This window comes from Burkholderia perseverans (genome assembly GCF_022870505.1).
GTDB classification, from domain to species: domain Bacteria; phylum Pseudomonadota; class Gammaproteobacteria; order Burkholderiales; family Burkholderiaceae; genus Burkholderia; species Burkholderia plantarii.
This window is the reverse complement of sequence record NZ_CP045093.1, coordinates 1309015-1324870: the sequence shown is the minus strand read 5'-3', so window position 1 is coordinate 1324870 and position 15856 is coordinate 1309015. Positions and strand designations below refer to the sequence as shown.

Sequence of the window (15856 nt, the reverse complement as noted above, 5' to 3'; positions counted from 1 at the left end):
CCCATCCTTTTATTTCGGACCAACCCGGCGCACCGCCTTTGGGACGCCCTTCTTTTTGACGTCGTTGCCGGACCGGTTCGTCAGGATGGCGCTCGTCACCAGGTGAGCAAGATGATCTGCGCGCGGCGCGAATGAGGGCAGATCGGCGAGCCAGCCGAGCGCCGCCATCAAGCCGAACATGTCGTCCCCATTCATATCGGCGCGCGCCGTCCCTTCGGCTTGAGCACGCAGCAACAGTCGCGCACTCGCGGAATGCACTGCTGCGCACGAAGCGTAAAGCGCGGAGTCCGGGTTGGTATGCGCTGCCGCCATCAGCGCGACGACGCCCTTATAGCTTCGGGCAAACGTCATCCATTCGCGGAACCAGGACAGGATCGCTTCGCCAGGTGAACCGGATTTTTCGAGTTCGCCCGCCTTCTGCGTCAGCGCATCCAGATTCGTACATAGCAGCGCTTCGAACAAGGCTTCCCGCGACGGGAAGTGACGAAGCAGCGTTGCCAGTCCGACATTGGCCCGACGGGCGATATCGCGCATCGAGACATCGGCGCCGTCCTCGACAAGCGCCTCACTCGCGATCGTGAGGATGTGACTGTAATTTTTTTTCGCATCGGCTCGCATGGGTGCCTCTTGACATATGGATCAGTGATCCATATATTTGGATCACTGATCGACATAGTACCTCAACCCATCCGAGCCGGAGAGTATGGCGTCCCTCCATGCAAGAGGCTGCGCATGAACGATGCCGGCAGCATCGGGGCCGGCGGCACGACCGCGGCGATTGGCGGCCTTGCCGTCAAGACCGGATGCACCGTCGAAGGGATGAGTCGCGACGTCGGGACGGCGCGCACGCCGGAACACGCCGGGATGTGGTGGCGGGCCTCATGACCCGCGCCGTCGAACGCGCCAGTTTCTCGCCCGGCGTCGGCCTGCCCGGCTGAACGCAGTACCACCACGTCTTACAGCACGGCAACCTGCAAGGAACCACGACATGCACGTTTTAGTCACTGGCGGGACCGGCCATTCCGGTCCGTACATCATCTCCGAACTGATCGCCGCCGGACACGAGGTCACCGGCCTCGCCCGGTCGGACTCGGCCGCCGCGGCGGTGTCCGCGCTCGGCGCGAAGGTGCGCCGCGGCAGCCTGGAGGATCTCGACGGGCTCAAGGCGGCGGCGGCGGACTCCGACGGCGTCATCCACGTCGCGCACCGGCAGGACCTGCTTCCGTCCGGCGGCATCGACGCCGTGGCCGCCGTCGAGCGCCGGATCATGCTCGCGTACGGCGAGGCGCTGGAGGGAACCGGAAAGCCGCTCGTCGTGTCGGGCAGCATCGGATCGCCCGGATGGGAAGGCTTGGGCCGGCCAGCCACCGAGGACGATCCGCCCCTTCCCGGCGGCGATGCGTACAAGGGCACCCTGCGGGTGCGCAACATCGTGGAAACCACCGTGCTCGGCCTCGCCGCGAAGGGGGTGCGATCGTCGATCGTGAGGATTCCGACCATCATGCACAGCACGACCGACAAAGCCGGCTTCCTCCCGCTGCTGATCGGGCTCGCGAAGGAGAAGGGCGTGATGGGTTATCCCGGAGACGGTACGAACCGGTGGCCGGCCGTGCATGCCCGCGATCTCGCCATCCTGTTCCGCCTGGCACTGGAGAAGGGTACGGCCGGCAGGAACTGGCACGCGATTGGCGACGACGGGATTCCGTTCCGCCAAATCGCCGAGGCCATCGGCAGCCGCCTGAATCTGCCTGCCGTGTCCATTCCCGCAGACGTATTGATGTTGCCTGGATATTTTGGATTCCTCTCGAATCTGGTCACGCTGGATCTCCCGGCATCCCATGCCATCACCCGCCGGACCCTCGGCTGGAAGCCCGCCCAGCCCGGCCTGCTCGCCGATCTGGACAACGGCCACTATTTCCCTGCCGGCTGAGTCGATCCGAGGCCGTGTACCGGGCCACAACAGGCCCGGTGGCGAGACGAAGAGCAATCCACCAACTTGCGAGGAAACAACCCATGAGCACGATCAGCATCATCGGAGCAGGCGGCATGGCGGCAGCGATCGCTGGCCGTATCGCCGGGGCTGGCTACACCGTCGAGGTGGCCAGCCGCAACCCCGCCAGCGCGCAGGCGCTGGCCGACCGGCTCGCGGCCGGAGCGACCACCGGGACATACGGCACCGCGCCGGCGGGCGATATCGTCATCCTTGCCGTGCCGTACAGCGGTGCGGCGGCGGCGGTGGCCGATTACGGGGACGCGCTCGACGGCAAGCTGATCATCGACATCACCAACCCGGCGGCCCCCGACCTGTCCGGCCTCGTTACCCCTCACGGCAGTTCCGGCGCGCAGGAGATTACCAGGCGCCTGCCCGCCGGCGCGCATGTCGTGAAGGCGTTCAACACCATTTTCGGCCACGTGCTTGCCAAGGGCGAACGCCTGGACGCGTTCATCGCGGCCGACGATCCGGCGGCCAAGGCGCGTGTGTCGACCCTCCTCGAGAGTCTCGGGCTGCGCCCGCTGGATGTCGGCGGGCTACACATGGCCGCAACGCTCGAATCGCTCGGCCTGATGATGATCGGCCTGGCCAAAAACGGCGCCGGCACCTGGGACTTCGCCATGAAAGCCGATATCGGATGAATCCGCGGCGCCCGGCCCTCACCGGCAGGTCGCCGCTATCCGGGCGGATCGGACTCGTTCCGACGTTGGAAAACGGAGAGATTTGGATGCGCGCCCAGGACAACGTCCAGGTTGTGAAAGACTTTTTCGCGGCAATGGCTCGCGGCGACAGGCAGGACGCGCTAGCGCCGTGTGCCGAAGATATCGAGTGGATCATTCCGGGCGAGGGCTGGCCGCTTGCCGGTTCGCACCGCGGGCACGCGGGATTGCGGGATCTTCTTCAGCAGGCTTCCGAAACGGTGGAGACCGATTACCGGGGCTCTCTCGAGTTCGTGGCGCAAGGTGAGCGGGTTCTGATGATCGGCTCTGCCGGGGGCAGGAGCCAGGCCACGGACAGGTTCCCGGCTTCAGCGCCGCCCTCCCCCCACAACCCAAAAAAATGCCTCGGCCCGGAGGGGTCCGGAGCCGAGGCCAACCGCGTTTCGATAACACTCTTTGGGGAAAGAGTGCGCTCCACTGTATGAATTTGCGCGCGCAGATGCAATTTCGGCGTCTTACCGGATCTTTCCGAAGCGGCGCCGCCTGCAGCGCGAGCCTTGCCGGGCGCCGCATTCACGCCGTTACGGCGGTAACAAGCAGCCCGCACGCAAGCGCCCTCTCGCCCCGGCTTTCGCGCGCTCTCAGGCGCCGGCCGGCCCCACGCCGAACGCGTCCGCCACCGCGCGCACGGCGTTCGCGTAGAGCAGCACGTCCACGCCGACCGCCACGAACGTGCAGCCGAGCGCGAGGTAATGGCGCGCGAGCGCCGCGTCGCCGGTCAGCGTGCCGGCCGCCTTGCCCGAGCGCACGATGCGCGCGATCGCGTCGTCGATCGCGAACTGCACGTCGGCATGGCCGGGCTCGCCGCGATGCCCCATCGAGGCGGCCAGATCCGCCGGCCCGATGAACACGCCGTCCACGCCGTCCACCGCGCAGATCGCCTCGAGATTGCCGAGCGCGGTCGCGCTTTCCGCCTGCACCAGCAGGCAGACTTCCTCGTCCGCGATGTCGAGATAGTCGGCGCGCAGGTTCCAGCGCGAGGCGCGCGCCACCGCGCTGCCCACGCCGCGCACGCCGCGCGGCGGATAACGGACCGCCGAGACGAGCTCGCGCGCCTGCTCGGCCGTCTCGACCATCGGCACCAGCAGCGTGCGCGCGCCGGCGTCGAGCAGCTGCTTGATCAGCGCGGTGTTGCCCTCGACCGGGCGCACCACGGCCTCGGCGCGGTACGGCGCCACCGCCTGCAACTGCGCCACGATGCTGCGCACGTCGTTCGGCGCGTGCTCGCCGTCGATCAGCAGCCAGTCGAAACCGCCCGTCGCGGTCACCTCGGCCAGATACGGCTCGGCCATCGACACCCAGAAACCGATCTGGCGCCGGCGTGCCGCGAGCGCGGCCTTGAAGCGATTCAATCCATGGGGAGAGCTTGCGATCATCGGTCGGTCCTCGTGGTGGAGTCGGTCGGAATTGCCGGCACCGTGGCGATCGGCGCCCGCCCCCATGATCGCATCCGCACGCCCAACGCGGCGCCAGACAGCACCGGGCGGCCCCGGCCCGGCGCTTCGGCAGCGCTCGCGCGCCGCGCTTCGCCCGTGCTTCGCCGAAGGGTTTTTTTGGCCTGTCCTTTAGCAATGGCAATTCCGGAAATGTTCTATTCGTCTGCCGAATCTCGCCCGTTTTCGGCCGCCGGCTGGGCCTCCGGACGCGTTTCGTCGCTGCCCCGAATCCCATGATTAGCCATGCTTTTATGGCTCTATTCGAGCGATTCAATAGGACCCTCTAGTACCCGCCTGCGTCTGCGTTCCGTCCCCCGAATGTCTGGAGGAAACCCAGGGTAAAACTCGATATTTAACGGTTAAGAAATGTTAAGGACCGCCGTTACCCGGAGTAGCAGTCACTGCCGCGCGCGTCAGCGCGGCGCGAACAGGATACGAGCCGCTTTCCAGCAGGACGATGGCGGCGGACGCGACCGGGGTGTCGCGCCGCCTCGTCGGAAACCGGCCGCCCAGACCGCGGGCTTGCGGTTGCACTGTCAGGATCGAGAACATGAAAATCGAGCGTTTCCACTCCGCCAATCCGCGTGCGGGTCAGCTTCGTACCCTGGCCTCCGTCGTTTCGATGACGCTGGTCGCCTCCGTCATAGCCGGTTGCGGCGGCGGCGGCGGTGATTCGGGCTCCGCCGCGAGCACGGCCGCCGGCACCAGCAGCGGCACCAGCACCTCGACCTCGGGTACCTCCACCAGCACCTCGGGGACCTCCACCAGTTCCAGCCAGCTCTGCACCACCGCCCTCGCCACCGCGCAGGCCAACACCGCCAGCACCAGCACGACCGCCACCACCTCGAGCGGCAACGGCAACGCCACGCCGAGCCCGGCCACGGTCGGCACGCTCGACGCGCCCGTCGATCACCTGATCGTGAAACTCACGTCGGCCTCGTCCACCAGCCTCGCGAACGGCGCCCGCACGCTGGCCGCCAGCTCCGACACGACGCGCGTCGGCGACGTGATCAGCCGCGTGCTCACGCAGTGGAACGCGCAACGCCTGCAGGCCCGCGTGCTGGCCTCGACGGCCGCCGCCCCGGCGCTGCCGAGCTTCGACAACGTGCAGCTGGAACGCACCATGTCGGACGGCGCGGCGGTGGTCTCGCTCGGCAAGCGCGTGGCCTCGGCCGACGCGGCCACGCTCGCGCAGGCCTTCGCGGCCGACAGCGAGGTGGCCTACGCCGAGCCGGACCGCCGCCTGTTCGTCAGCACCGCGCCGACCGACCCGGACTACTCGCAGCAGTGGAACGACTTCGACCCGACCGCGGGCGTGAACATGCCGGCCGCCTGGAACCTGAGCACCGGCGCGTCGAACGTCGTCACCGCGGTGATCGACACCGGCTACCGCCCGCACGCCGACATCTCCGGCAACCTGCTGCCCGGCTACGACTTCATCACCGACGTGAACACCGGCAACAACGGCCACGGCCGCAGCTCCGACGCGACCGATCCGGGCGACTGGGTCACGCAGGCCGAACTCAACGACTCGTCGGGCCCGTTCTACAACTGCGCGAGCGCGCCGAGCAACAGCACCTGGCACGGCACGGAAGTGGCCGGCCTGATCGGCGCGAGCGCCAACAACGGCATCGGCATCGCCGGCGCGAGCTGGTTCGGCAAGATCCTGCCGGTGCGCGCGCTCGGCAAGTGCGGCGGCACGACCAGCGACATCGCCGACGCGATGCGCTGGGCGGCCGGCATCTCGGTGGCGGGCGTGCCCGACAACACCACGCCGGCCAGGATCATCAACCTGAGCCTCGGCGGCAGCGGCCCGTGCGGCAGCACCTTCCAGTCGGCGATCAACGACGTGATCGCGCGCGGCGTGACGGTGGTGGTGGCGGCCGGCAACGACGGCCTCGCCAACGCGCAGGACCGCCCGGCGAACTGCACCGGCGTGATCGCGGTGGGCGCCACCGACTCCACCGCCAAGCGTGCCTATTACAGCAACTTCAGCAGCGAGATCACGCTGAGCGCGCCGGGTTCGAATATCCTCTCGACCAGCAACACCGGCACCACCACGCCGGGCAGCGACACCTATGCGCTCAACAGCGGCACGAGCCTGGCCGCGCCGCAGGTGGCCGGCGTGGCCGCGCTGATGCTGTCGCTGAACCCGAGCCTGACGCCCGCGCAGATCGCGCAGAAGCTGGCCGCCACGGCGCGCCCGTCGCAGATCACGGCGTCGAGCACCTCGTCGTGTACGGCGATGGCGCCGGGCGCCGGCCTGATGGACGCCGGCGCGGCGGTTGCCTCCGCAACCCACTAAGCTTCCTCCCCTGGCCCGCTCCCCTCGGGCCTCACCACGGCTCGCCCGTTGCCGCCGTTGCGGCGGGCGGGCCGTCCTGCTTTGCGCTTCCCTGTTCCGCGTCGCGCGTGGCGTGCGCCGCTCCGGCCACCTGCTCGACGGTGTCGACCACCGCTCGAACGCCGATCCGGGCGGCCCGTTGATGACATCCCTGTGACATCGCCGCGCTTGCCACCCCGTGGACTCCCGTGCCGGACGCAGATCCGGCTTGTCATCGGTCTGCCATTTACCGCCGATAAAGTCCGGCTTCAACCAGCAGAACAGACCATCCCCACGCCTCCATGCCGAGCTCAGCGCGCGCGTCACAATCCGTCCATGCGATCACCAGCCGGGTGCTGACGACGAGCCTCGTCGTCAACCTGCTGCTGATGACCGCGCAGGCCGGCGCCGCCTATGCGACGCATTCGTCGGGAATCTTCGCCGACACGATCCACGCGGCGATCGACCTGCTCGCCGACGCGCTGCTGCTGCTCGCCTGCCGCCTCGACGCGAAGCTGCCGCCCGAACAGCGGCCGACCTACGAGCCGCTCGCGCTGGTCGGCCTCGGCCTGCTGCTGCTCGCCACCGGCGCGCAGATGATCTGGCAGGCCGCCACCCATCTCTCCGCACCGCCCGACATCTCGCCCGACCTGCTCTCGTTCGCCGTGCTCGGCATCGCGCTGGCCGGCAAGGCATCGCTGTCGCGCTGGATGCTTGGCCGCGCGCGCGCGATCGGCGGCGCCGCGCTGATCGAGGCGAGCGCGTGGCACATCCGTGTCGACGCGCTGACGCTGCTGCTCGCCACGCTGGCGCTGGCCGGCGCGCGCTTCGGCCTGCCGCGCCTCGACCAGCTCGCGGCCACGCTGATCGGCGTGATGATCCTGCGCACCGGCTATGCGTTCGCGAAACGAGGGCTTCAACTGCGCGCCGATCACGGCGGCTGGGCCAACCGCGCGACGCCGCCGCGCTGAGCGGCAGCCGCACACCGTCCCTCCCCGTCACCGGATACAGCGGCTTCGCGCTCGATCCGGCCAGCGCGCTCGCCGTCGCCAACCTTGTATCTTTAAGCCTCGGACCAACTCGGGTAGCCCGAGCGGCCTCTGGGTTGAAACACCAAGCCCGTGACTGAGCACTGGGCGCCCGGGTTGGACCGTCCTTTCTTGCAGCCCGAACGGTTGTAGGAATTCAGAGTTCGCATAAACAAGGATGGGAGCGAAGGGACGTGTCCGATACGACTTTTGTGGGAATCGATGTCTCGAGCCAGACGCTCGAAATTGCAATCAGCACGCAAACTGCGACGTGGCAAGCGGCCAACGATGCCGCAGGTATCGAACAACTGGCCAGTCAGTTGCGTGAACTTCAGCCGGCGCTGATCGTGCTGGAGGCCACCGGCGGCTACGAGTTCGAGGCCGCGTGCGCGCTTCAAGCCGTGGGCCTGGCCGTCGCCGTGGTCAACCCTCGCATGGCGCGCGACTTCGCGCGTGCCATGGGCGCGCTTGCCAAGACCGACGCGCTGGATGCAAAAATGCTGGCTGCATTCGCTCGCGTGCTTCACCAGCATCCCGAGCGCGAACGTTTCGTCAAACCTCTGGCCGATGCCGAACTCCAGCGGCTCCAAGCCCTGGTGCTGCGGCGTCGGCAACTGGTCCAGATGATCACCGGCGAGCGACAACGCCTGCGGCTCGCCCATGCCGCAGCCCGGCCCAGCCTCGAACGCGTCATCGATTTCCTCAAAAAGGAACTCGACGACAGCGATAACGAGGTTGCCCAACACGTCGAGCATCACCACGCAGAACTGGCGCGGACGTTGCGTAGCGTGCCCGGCATCGGCTCGACCAGCGTCGCAGTGCTGCTTGCCGAGCTGCCCGAACTGGGAAAACTGGATCGCAGGCGCATTGCCGCATTGGTCGGTGTGGCGCCACTGAACCGGGACTCGGGGCTCATGCGCGGCCAACGCTGCATCTGGGGTGGACGGGCCGACGTGCGGCGCACCCTGTATATGGCCACGCTCACCGGCGTGCGCTACAACCCGGTATTGCGCGATTACTACCAGCGTCTCGTCCAGGCGGGCAAGCGAAAGAAAGTCGCTCTGGTAGCCGCCATGCGCAAGCTGCTGACCATCGTCAACGCCATCGCAAAACACCGCCTCGACTGGAATCCCGACTTTCATATCGCTTGACTCACAAGACGGTTGCTCAGTCGTTCCTGAGTACCGCGTCTGCCTCCGCGTCGAAGTCGGTCGACGCCGACACGTCCTTCCAGCGTTCGACCTCCGTGGCCAGCTGCGCGAGCCGGTGCCGCGCGGCCAGCAGCGCGTCGTTGCCGAGCAGCAGATGCACGGGCGGATCGTCGTGCCGCACGAGGTCGAGCAGCACGCGCGCGGCGCGGGCCGGATCGCCGGGCTGGCGGCCGTCCTTGCGCCGGCGCGCCGCGCGGACCGGCTCGAACACGGCGTCGTAGTCGGCGATGCTGCGCCCCGTCCGCACCAGCGAACGGCCGGCCCAGTCGGTGCGAAACGCGCCGGGCGCGAGCGCCGAGACGCGGATGCCGAAGCCGCGCAGCTCCTGCGCGAGCGACTCGCTGATCCCTTCCAGCGCGAACTTGCTGCCCGCGTAGTACGGGATGCCCGGCGCGGCAACGAAGCCGGCCAGCGAGGTGACGTTGACGATGTGGCCGCGGCGGCGCTCGCGCATCGACGGCAGCACCGCCTTGATCATCGCGACCGCGCCGAATACGTTGACGTCGAACTGGTGCCGCAGCGCGTCGAGCGACGATTCCTCGAGCGTGCCTTCGTGGCCGTAGCCGGCGTTGTTGACCAGCACGTCGACGGGGCCGGCCACGCGCGTGGCCGCCGCCACGGCCGGCCCGATCGCGTCGAAGTCGGTCACATCGAGCAGCACGCCGTGCGCGCGGCCGGGCAACAGCCGTTCGAACGCGGCGCGCGCCTCGTCGGTCCTGAGCGTGCCGATCACGGTATGCCCGTCGGCCAGCGCCGCCGTGGCGAATGCACGGCCCAGGCCGGCGCCGACACCGGTGATCAGAAATACTTGTGGGGAAGCGGTAGGTTCCAAGTGGGTCTCGCCAAGCGAAAATCCGCGCGGTGCAGCGGCGCGCGGGTGGACGCGGCCCACTCGAGGGCCGGCCGCGTCCGGGTCATGTACGGGTGCCTCGGCAATACCGGGGCGTCGGGATCGAACGGCACGACATGCGGGTTCCTCCCTCGGGTCCGGCATCACCGGCTCCCATGGTGCCGCGCCTCGCGGCGCTGTTGAATCCTCTAGAATCGGCGTTTCCCTCCCCGGAAAATGACGAAACGAATGGACCGCTTCGAAGCGATGACCATGCTGATCACGGCGGTCGAACAGGGCAGCTTCTCGGCGGCCGCACGCGAGCTGCGCGTGCCGGCGGCCACGCTCACGCGCAAGATCACCGACCTCGAGGCGCGCCTCGACGCGCGGCTGCTGGTGCGTACCACGCGCGGGCTCACGCTGACCGACACCGGCATCGGCTATCTCGCCGCCGCACGGCGCATTCTTGATCTGGTGGACGAACAGGAGCGCGAGGCGTCCGGCGAATTCACGACACCGCGCGGCGAGCTGGTGGTGACGGCGCCGGTGCTGTTCGGGCATCGGCACGTGCTGCCGCACATCGCGGCGTTCCTCGCGCAGTTTCCCGAGATCAACATCACGCTGGAGCAATCCGATCGCAACGTCGATCTGCTCGACGCGCAGGTGGATCTGGCCGTGCGCATCGGCCGGCTGCCCGACAGCAGCCTGATCGCCACGCAGGTGGGCACGATGCGCACGGTGGTCTGCGCGAGCCCCGCGTTTCTCGACCGCCATGGCACGCCGCGGACGCCGGCAGACTTGCCGCGGCTGCCGTGCATCGTCGTGAACGGGCCGCTGCTCGCGCCGCACTGGCACTTCCGCGCGCCGGGCGCGCCGGACGAACGCAGCACGCTGGCCATCACGCCGCGGCTGCGCGTGTCGGCAGCGGCCTCGGGCGCCGAGGCCGCCGTGCTGGGCGTGGGCCTCACGCGCCTGCTCCACTACCAGGCGGCCGACGCGATCGAGGCGGGCACGCTGCGCGTGGTGCTGAGCGACTACGAGATCGAGCCCACGCCGATCCATCTGGTGCATGTCTCGCGAGGCCAGATGCCGCTCAAGCTGCGCCGCTTCCTCGACTTCCTGGTGCCGCGGCTGCGCGCGTCGTTCGCGCATCTCTCCGGCCCGGCCTGAAGCGGCGCGGCGGCGCCGCTCATTCGGTGCCGTCGACGATGCGGAAATCGCGTTCGGCGGCGCCGTCGAGCACCTTGACGGCAGCCTGATAGGCGTCGCTGTCGAAGGTGGCCCTGGCCGCCTCGAGGCTGTCGAATTCGGTCACCACGGTGCGCTCCAGCAGCCCCGCCTCGAACGCATACTTCGCGGTGCCGCGCGCGATGATGCGGCCGCCGCCGGCCGCGATCGCCGGTGCCGCCAGCTTCGAATAGGCGGCCATCCGGTCCGCGTTCAGGATCTTGCGGATCGATACGACCCAATAGGCTTTTGCCATGCTCTGCTCCCGGAAAATCGGTTGGCGGCGCGCCCGTGAATCGATGCGGCGGGATTGCCGGCACGACGGGAGCGCCCGATGCGCCGGGGCGGGGGCAAGCCGCTCCGGCACGTTCGGCGCACAGCATGCCGGGACGCGGCGGCGGATTGAATAGGCGAAAAACGGTGGCCGCGTCCCCGTAAAACGGCGAGACGGGCGATGACCCGATGACGCGATGGGATAGCGAACCATGCCGGGCTGGCGTCCAGCCGCCATCCGCCTCCACGATCAGGCAGGACGCGCCGTGCGCTGCTCAGGCATCGGTGGAATGCGGCGCCGTCACGACCGCGCGCACCGAGCCGCGCTCGACGAGCGGCCCGTCGAGCTTGATCGCATGGCGGCGCACCGGCACGCCGAGCGCGCGATGCTGCGCCTCCTGCATCAGGATCTCCACCGCCCGGCGTCCCAGCTCGTAATTCGGCAGCACCACGGTAGTGAGCGGCGGATGCGTGTGGCGCGCGATTTCCTGATCGTCGTAGCCGTGTATCGACACGTCGTCGGGCACGCGCAGGCCGAGCTGCTTGACGGCCTCGATCGCGCCGAGCGCCATCAGGTCGTTCGCGCAGAAGATCGCCGTAGGCGGGCGCGGCTCGCGCAGCAGCGACAGCGCCTGCTCGAAGCCGGCGCCGGAACTCCAGTCGCCCTCGCGCACCAGTTCGGGCGCGAACGCGATGCCCGCCGTGGCGAGCGCGGTGCGATAGCCGCGCAGGCGGTCGCGCGCCGCGTCCTGCCACGGTTCGCCGTTGATGTAGCCGATCCGCCGGTGGCCCGCGCGCAGCAGGAAACTGGTGGCGGCCTGGCCGCCGGTGACCTCGGCGGGCACCACCGACGACAGCGGGCTGTCCGGCGCGTAGCAGTTCAGCAAGACGGCCGGCACGCCCAGCAGTTGCGGCGGCGGCGCGACCTTGCGCGTGTAGACCGTGGCGTAGACCACGCCGCGCAGGTTCGGCATCGCCAGCACCGCGTCCAGCACGCGGCGCTCGATGTCGAGGTTGCCGTGGGTCGAATACACGGCGAGCGTCCTGCCGTTCGCATAGGCGGCGTCGCGCGCGCCGTCGATGCTGACCACCGGATGCGGGCTGGTGGAGATCTCGTCGGCGAGATAGACGATCAGGTCGCGCTCGCCGTCATGCACGGTCGCCGGTTCGCGCGGCAGGAAACGGTAGCCGAGCTCGTGGGCGACCTTCAGCACCTTCTCGCGCGTGGCGTCCGAGAACTTCGTGCCGCTCGCGTGGTTCAGCACCAGCGAGACGGTGGATTGCGACACGCCGGCGAGCTTGGCGATGTCGGTCATCGTGGGGCGGCGTCGGGTCGGGCGTGTCACGGTAGCGATCGCGGCAGGAACGAAAAAAAGGCAGCGGACCGGTGGCTCCGCTGCCGGCAGTATCGCCGGCCGGGCGTGCGGGAAAATAATATATTAGTGATATTAATTTCCTGAACGACTCGCGAAGCAGTGACATGGGCTGCGGCTTCCCGAGCGTAACTCAACCGGCTCGGCGCCGGCAGCACGCGATGCGCACGGCCGAGCACCGCATGATGGAGCGACGGCGGCGTGCTGACGGCGTGGCAGCCCGATCCGGCTCGGCTCATGAGCCGCTTTGCCGCGCCCCGCCAGCGTTGTGTCGAATTTCTCGCGATTCGCAGGTCCCCACGCCGCCGGCCCGCCGATCCATGCCGCCACCCCGCCAGTCATCGTCTCCGAGCATGCCGATCCCGCCGCTTCGCACCCCACCGGACACGCTACGGGATTGCCCTAGCTCGTAAATCCGAGGCATGAGGCAATATTATTAGTAAGCAATATCACTAGCCTGTATGCCCAATATGATCCACGCGTCCGACCGGACAGGGAGACGATGATGGCAAGCCGTGGCAAACGATAACGCGTCAAGGCGGCACCGGTCGGTGCCGTAGCCGCACCGGCGCCCGACACGCGCCCACCCGATCTGATTTCGATACACGTCGTGGCCGGCGGCTCGCCCGCCGGCCACGACGCCCAGCACATGGCACGTCCAGGCCCGGGGGGGCCGCGCGACGCGCGTGCCGATGTGCGGGACAGCCGTCCGCATTTCCCTGCCTTTCCCGAATCCGACGAATCCGCCCGGCATGGTGGCCACCGCCGCGCGGCCCCGCGAACGCGCCGTGCCGGGCGTCCGCCGTTCGCCGGGCTCGCACGGCAAGGCGCCGCGGGCGGCGGCAACCCGGACGAAGCGAACCGGCAGATGAAGGCGTTTCGTTTGCTTCGTCCCAATTAGTAAGCATTGCTATGCAAGTCCGCCGTTGATTCATCCGTCAGATAGTTCGGAACACTGATTATTTACACGACTGAAACAAAAGGAGCAGCTGGCTATGTGGAAACAAAATGAGCTGACCATGGCGCTGGCCGCCATGACGATGAGCCTCGCCGCGTGCAACGGCGATTCGGGTAGCGCGGGATCGCAGTCGCTGCGCGAAACCACGCCGCAGAACACCCAGGCAACCACCGGCGGCGCCGCGGCGACCGGCAGCGCCGCGGCCGCGGCGGCCCTGCCCTGCGACGCGCTCGCGGCGGCCGGCACCGCGTGTTCGGCCGCGCACAGCGTGACGCGCCTGCTGACCAGGAACTACACCGGGCCGCTGTTCCGCGTGTTGAACCTGACCACCAACGCGCGGACCAACATCTTCCCGTACACGGCCGGCTCCGGCGTGGCCGCGAACCTGGTCGGCACCACCAACCTCGACGCGATCAGGCAGGCCTGCGGCAGCGACGCGAGCGGCTGCGTGGTGGACGACATCTACGACCAGATCGATCTGGTCGCGCCGCTGCAGAGCGCCGGCCAGTTCGGCAACGTGGCCGCGACGCTGAACGTCGTCAACAACCAGGCGAAGACGCTGACCATCAACGCAACGGGGCAGACCGTGCCGGTAACGGGCGGCTTCGCGCAACTGAGCCTGCCGAACGGCAACACCGTGACGGTGCAGGTCCACCGCCCGTCGGTGAATTTCCCCGCCCTCGTCAACAATCCCACGCCCACCAACCAGGCGATCACGATCGGCAACGACCTGCCGTTCGCGGGCGACAAGTCGCCGTCGAAGATCCGCTTCGTGCCGGTGCCGGGCGGTCGCACCACGGTGGCGCTCGACATCCTGGCTCACCAGTCGTACCGCAACCGGATCGGCACGGTCAACCAGTCGATCGGCGACACGGAAATCGCCGAATACATGGTGGCCGGCACCAACCTGCCCGCGGGCTCCACCTCGGCCTGCTGCGGCACCTACGGCAACATGGAAGACAATTCGAGCGGCACGTTCCAGGGCTCCGGCACGGTGCCGCCGTCGGGCGCGTCGATCCCGGGCGACCCGGTGATGGTGGACACCAACGGCGCCAAGGGGCAGATCGAAGGCATGATGTTCGGGCTCGCCTACGCCAGCGGCAACGCGGCCGTGTTCGGCTACGGCCCCGGCTACAAGAACGGCGGCCCGACCTACTCGGCCAACGACACCGGCGTGAACTGGCCCGGCGTCGATGCCGAGGCCGGCGTCTATCTTTATGGACCGAGGCAGCCGCTCACGGAAAGCTTCGTCACGGTGCTCGCGAAGTACTCGCCGCAGACGCAGGCCAACCACTTCGCGGTGAAGGGCGGCGATTCCTCGCAGGCGGTGCTGACCTCGGTGTACTCGGGCGTGCCGCCGGAAGCGGTCGACTTCTTCGGCGACACCGGGCACCGCTTCCTGGGCCGCTGGGAAGGCGGGCTGTCGCTCGGCGAGGGCGGCGACGAATCGGATGCGCCGATCGAGTTCTATGAAGGCGCCATCATCACGAAGATGAGTTCCGACGCCGCCGACAACGCCGTGCAGGGCAGCATCCAGACCTTCTACGGGCCGCCCACCGACACCACGGCCGCCGCCTGCCAGGCCGGCAACCTCGCCACCCAGCCGCTCGCGCTCGCCAACACCTCGGCCTGGCATCCGGGCGCGCAGGGTTCGGTGATCTCGCTGACCACGGACATCTCCGGCACCACCAACTACGCGGCCGTGATCGGCAACGCCAGCGGCAGCCCGTTCTCGGAAATCGACCAGTGGGTCAAGATCCAGGGCGGCCAGACCTACACGTTCACGGACTACCTGCCGGCCAGTTCCGGGCAGACGATCTTCCCGGCCTTCTCGGTGCAGACCGACGACGGCAACCAGACCGAGTTCGCGGGCGTGCTCAACACCAACAACGGCGTGATCGTGCCGGGTACGTGGGGCGCGGGCGGCTCGACGCTGTCGGCGAGCAAGGTCGGCAACTGGTGGAAGGTCAGCATGAAGTTCACGGCACCGGCGGGCGCCTCGAACGCGCACGTCTTCCTCGATCCGCGCACCTCGAACGCCTCGGGCGCGCGCAGCACGCAGAGCACGAGCCTGAACCTGTCGGCGACGCACTACTGCCCGAGCCTGACGATCGCCGGCAGCTAAAGGCGAACGGCCGGCGGCGCGTCGGGCCGTATTCGATGGTGATGGCCCGCGTCGCCGGCGTTACGGCGGCGCGGGCCGCGCGATCGATACAACCCGCTCAATACGGCCCGGCTTCCGGATGCCGTTCGCGCCACGCGGCGAGTTCGGCCTGGTAGCGTTCGAGCGCGTCGTCGTAGAGATCGAACACGCAGGGCGAGCAGCCGGACTGGCAGCAGTCCTCGAGTTCGGGCGGCACGGGCGGCTGCGGACGCGGATCGTCCTGGCCGGATGAGGATGCCGGTTCGTGGCCGGCGGCGGCGGGAGTATGGGGCGGCGTGGGCACGGCTGGGTTCGGCGGGACGTCACGTAAAGGGTAAAGGCA

General features: G+C 68.6%; 15 protein-coding genes. 9 read left to right on the top strand and 6 right to left on the bottom strand.

Translation table 11 applies throughout. The features are described 5' to 3' along the window. Positions 1-9 precede the first annotated feature (9 nt). Positions 10-618, bottom strand: coding sequence for a TetR/AcrR family transcriptional regulator (locus BpN12_RS05550; protein ID WP_246794289.1), 609 nt, complete (start codon positions 616-618; stop codon positions 10-12). A 114-nt stretch (positions 619-732) separates the two neighbouring features. On the opposite strand from BpN12_RS05550, the gene BpN12_RS05545 reads away from it, so the two are divergent. The 4 genes from BpN12_RS05545 (at position 733) to BpN12_RS05530 (ending at position 3137) form a co-directional block, all read left to right on the top strand. Further along, the gene (locus BpN12_RS05545; RefSeq protein ID WP_246794288.1) at positions 733-885 is read left to right on the top strand and encodes a hypothetical protein; all 153 of its coding nucleotides are present in this window, start codon (positions 733-735) and stop codon (positions 883-885) included. Positions 886-988: 103 nt separating this feature from the next. Further along, complete coding sequence (locus tag BpN12_RS05540) at positions 989-1930, top strand: SDR family oxidoreductase (RefSeq protein WP_246794287.1); 942 nt, start codon at positions 989-991, stop codon at positions 1928-1930. An 83-nt stretch (positions 1931-2013) separates the two neighbouring features. Continuing rightward, the gene (locus BpN12_RS05535; protein ID WP_246794286.1) at positions 2014-2634 is read left to right on the top strand and encodes an NADPH-dependent F420 reductase; all 621 of its coding nucleotides are present in this window, start codon (positions 2014-2016) and stop codon (positions 2632-2634) included. 86 nt (positions 2635-2720) lie between these two features. After that, the gene (locus tag BpN12_RS05530) at positions 2721-3137 is read left to right on the top strand and encodes a nuclear transport factor 2 family protein (protein ID WP_246794285.1); all 417 of its coding nucleotides are present in this window, start codon (positions 2721-2723) and stop codon (positions 3135-3137) included. A gap of 156 nt (positions 3138-3293) precedes the next feature. On the opposite strand, the gene hpaI is transcribed toward BpN12_RS05530, so the two are convergent. Beyond that, entirely contained in the window at positions 3294-4088 is a 795-nt protein-coding gene (hpaI, locus tag BpN12_RS05525) for a 4-hydroxy-2-oxoheptanedioate aldolase (RefSeq protein WP_246794284.1), read from the bottom strand. A gap of 610 nt (positions 4089-4698) precedes the next feature. On the opposite strand from hpaI, the gene BpN12_RS05520 reads away from it, so the two are divergent. The 3 genes from BpN12_RS05520 to BpN12_RS05510 all read left to right on the top strand — a co-directional run bounded on the left by BpN12_RS05520 (position 4699) and on the right by BpN12_RS05510 (position 8650). Continuing rightward, a complete protein-coding gene (locus BpN12_RS05520) occupies positions 4699-6453 on the top strand; it encodes a S8 family peptidase (protein ID WP_246794283.1) in 1755 nt (584 codons plus the stop codon). 320 nt (positions 6454-6773) lie between these two features. Continuing rightward, positions 6774-7442: a cation diffusion facilitator family transporter gene (locus BpN12_RS05515; protein WP_246794282.1), complete on the top strand. Its 669-nt coding sequence runs from the start codon at positions 6774-6776 to the stop codon at positions 7440-7442. A gap of 251 nt (positions 7443-7693) precedes the next feature. After that, positions 7694-8650, top strand: coding sequence for an IS110 family transposase (locus BpN12_RS05510; protein ID WP_246794281.1), 957 nt, complete (start codon positions 7694-7696; stop codon positions 8648-8650). A gap of 16 nt (positions 8651-8666) precedes the next feature. Here the strand turns inward: BpN12_RS05510 and BpN12_RS05505 are convergent, their stop codons facing one another. Then, complete coding sequence (locus BpN12_RS05505; protein ID WP_246794280.1) at positions 8667-9542, bottom strand: oxidoreductase; 876 nt, start codon at positions 9540-9542, stop codon at positions 8667-8669. A 246-nt stretch (positions 9543-9788) separates the two neighbouring features. Between BpN12_RS05505 and BpN12_RS05500 the strand changes: the two genes are divergently transcribed. Then, a complete protein-coding gene (locus BpN12_RS05500; RefSeq protein WP_246794279.1) occupies positions 9789-10709 on the top strand; it encodes a LysR family transcriptional regulator in 921 nt (306 codons plus the stop codon). Between the two features lie 19 nt (positions 10710-10728). Here the strand turns inward: BpN12_RS05500 and BpN12_RS05495 are convergent, their stop codons facing one another. Together BpN12_RS05495 and BpN12_RS05490 are read right to left on the bottom strand one after the other, a co-directional pair. Then, positions 10729-11022, bottom strand: coding sequence for a DUF1330 domain-containing protein (locus BpN12_RS05495; RefSeq protein ID WP_246794278.1), 294 nt, complete (start codon positions 11020-11022; stop codon positions 10729-10731). Positions 11023-11314: 292 nt separating this feature from the next. Further along, positions 11315-12355 carry a LacI family DNA-binding transcriptional regulator gene (locus BpN12_RS05490; RefSeq protein ID WP_246794277.1) on the bottom strand — a complete coding sequence of 347 codons (1041 nt, stop codon included), beginning with the start codon at positions 12353-12355 and terminating at the stop codon, positions 11315-11317. Positions 12356-13407: 1052 nt separating this feature from the next. Here BpN12_RS05490 and BpN12_RS05485 point away from each other — a divergent pair. Next, entirely contained in the window at positions 13408-15495 is a 2088-nt protein-coding gene (locus BpN12_RS05485) for an arabinofuranosidase catalytic domain-containing protein (RefSeq protein ID WP_246794276.1), read from the top strand. Positions 15496-15592: 97 nt separating this feature from the next. Here BpN12_RS05485 and BpN12_RS05480 read toward each other — a convergent pair whose 3' ends face one another. After that, on the bottom strand, positions 15593-15817 hold the full coding sequence (locus BpN12_RS05480) for an oxidoreductase-like domain-containing protein (protein WP_246794275.1): 225 nt from the start codon (positions 15815-15817) through the stop codon (positions 15593-15595). Positions 15818-15856 lie beyond the last annotated feature (39 nt).

Coding starts and splice junctions, on each gene's coding strand:
- BpN12_RS05495 (WP_246794278.1), bottom strand. CDS start 11,022: ATGGCAAAAGCCTATTGGGTCGTATCGATCCGCAAGATCCTGAACGCG.
- hpaI (WP_246794284.1), bottom strand. CDS start 4,088: ATGATCGCAAGCTCTCCCCATGGATTGAATCGCTTCAAGGCCGCGCTC.
- BpN12_RS05550 (WP_246794289.1), bottom strand. CDS start 618: ATGCGAGCCGATGCGAAAAAAAATTACAGTCACATCCTCACGATCGCG.
- BpN12_RS05545 (WP_246794288.1), top strand. CDS start 733: ATGAACGATGCCGGCAGCATCGGGGCCGGCGGCACGACCGCGGCGATT.
- BpN12_RS05500 (WP_246794279.1), top strand. CDS start 9,789: ATGGACCGCTTCGAAGCGATGACCATGCTGATCACGGCGGTCGAACAG.
- BpN12_RS05530 (WP_246794285.1), top strand. CDS start 2,721: ATGCGCGCCCAGGACAACGTCCAGGTTGTGAAAGACTTTTTCGCGGCA.
- BpN12_RS05515 (WP_246794282.1), top strand. CDS start 6,774: ATGCCGAGCTCAGCGCGCGCGTCACAATCCGTCCATGCGATCACCAGC.
- BpN12_RS05490 (WP_246794277.1), bottom strand. CDS start 12,355: ATGACCGACATCGCCAAGCTCGCCGGCGTGTCGCAATCCACCGTCTCG.
- BpN12_RS05535 (WP_246794286.1), top strand. CDS start 2,014: ATGAGCACGATCAGCATCATCGGAGCAGGCGGCATGGCGGCAGCGATC.
- BpN12_RS05540 (WP_246794287.1), top strand. CDS start 989: ATGCACGTTTTAGTCACTGGCGGGACCGGCCATTCCGGTCCGTACATC.
- BpN12_RS05485 (WP_246794276.1), top strand. CDS start 13,408: ATGTGGAAACAAAATGAGCTGACCATGGCGCTGGCCGCCATGACGATG.
- BpN12_RS05520 (WP_246794283.1), top strand. CDS start 4,699: ATGAAAATCGAGCGTTTCCACTCCGCCAATCCGCGTGCGGGTCAGCTT.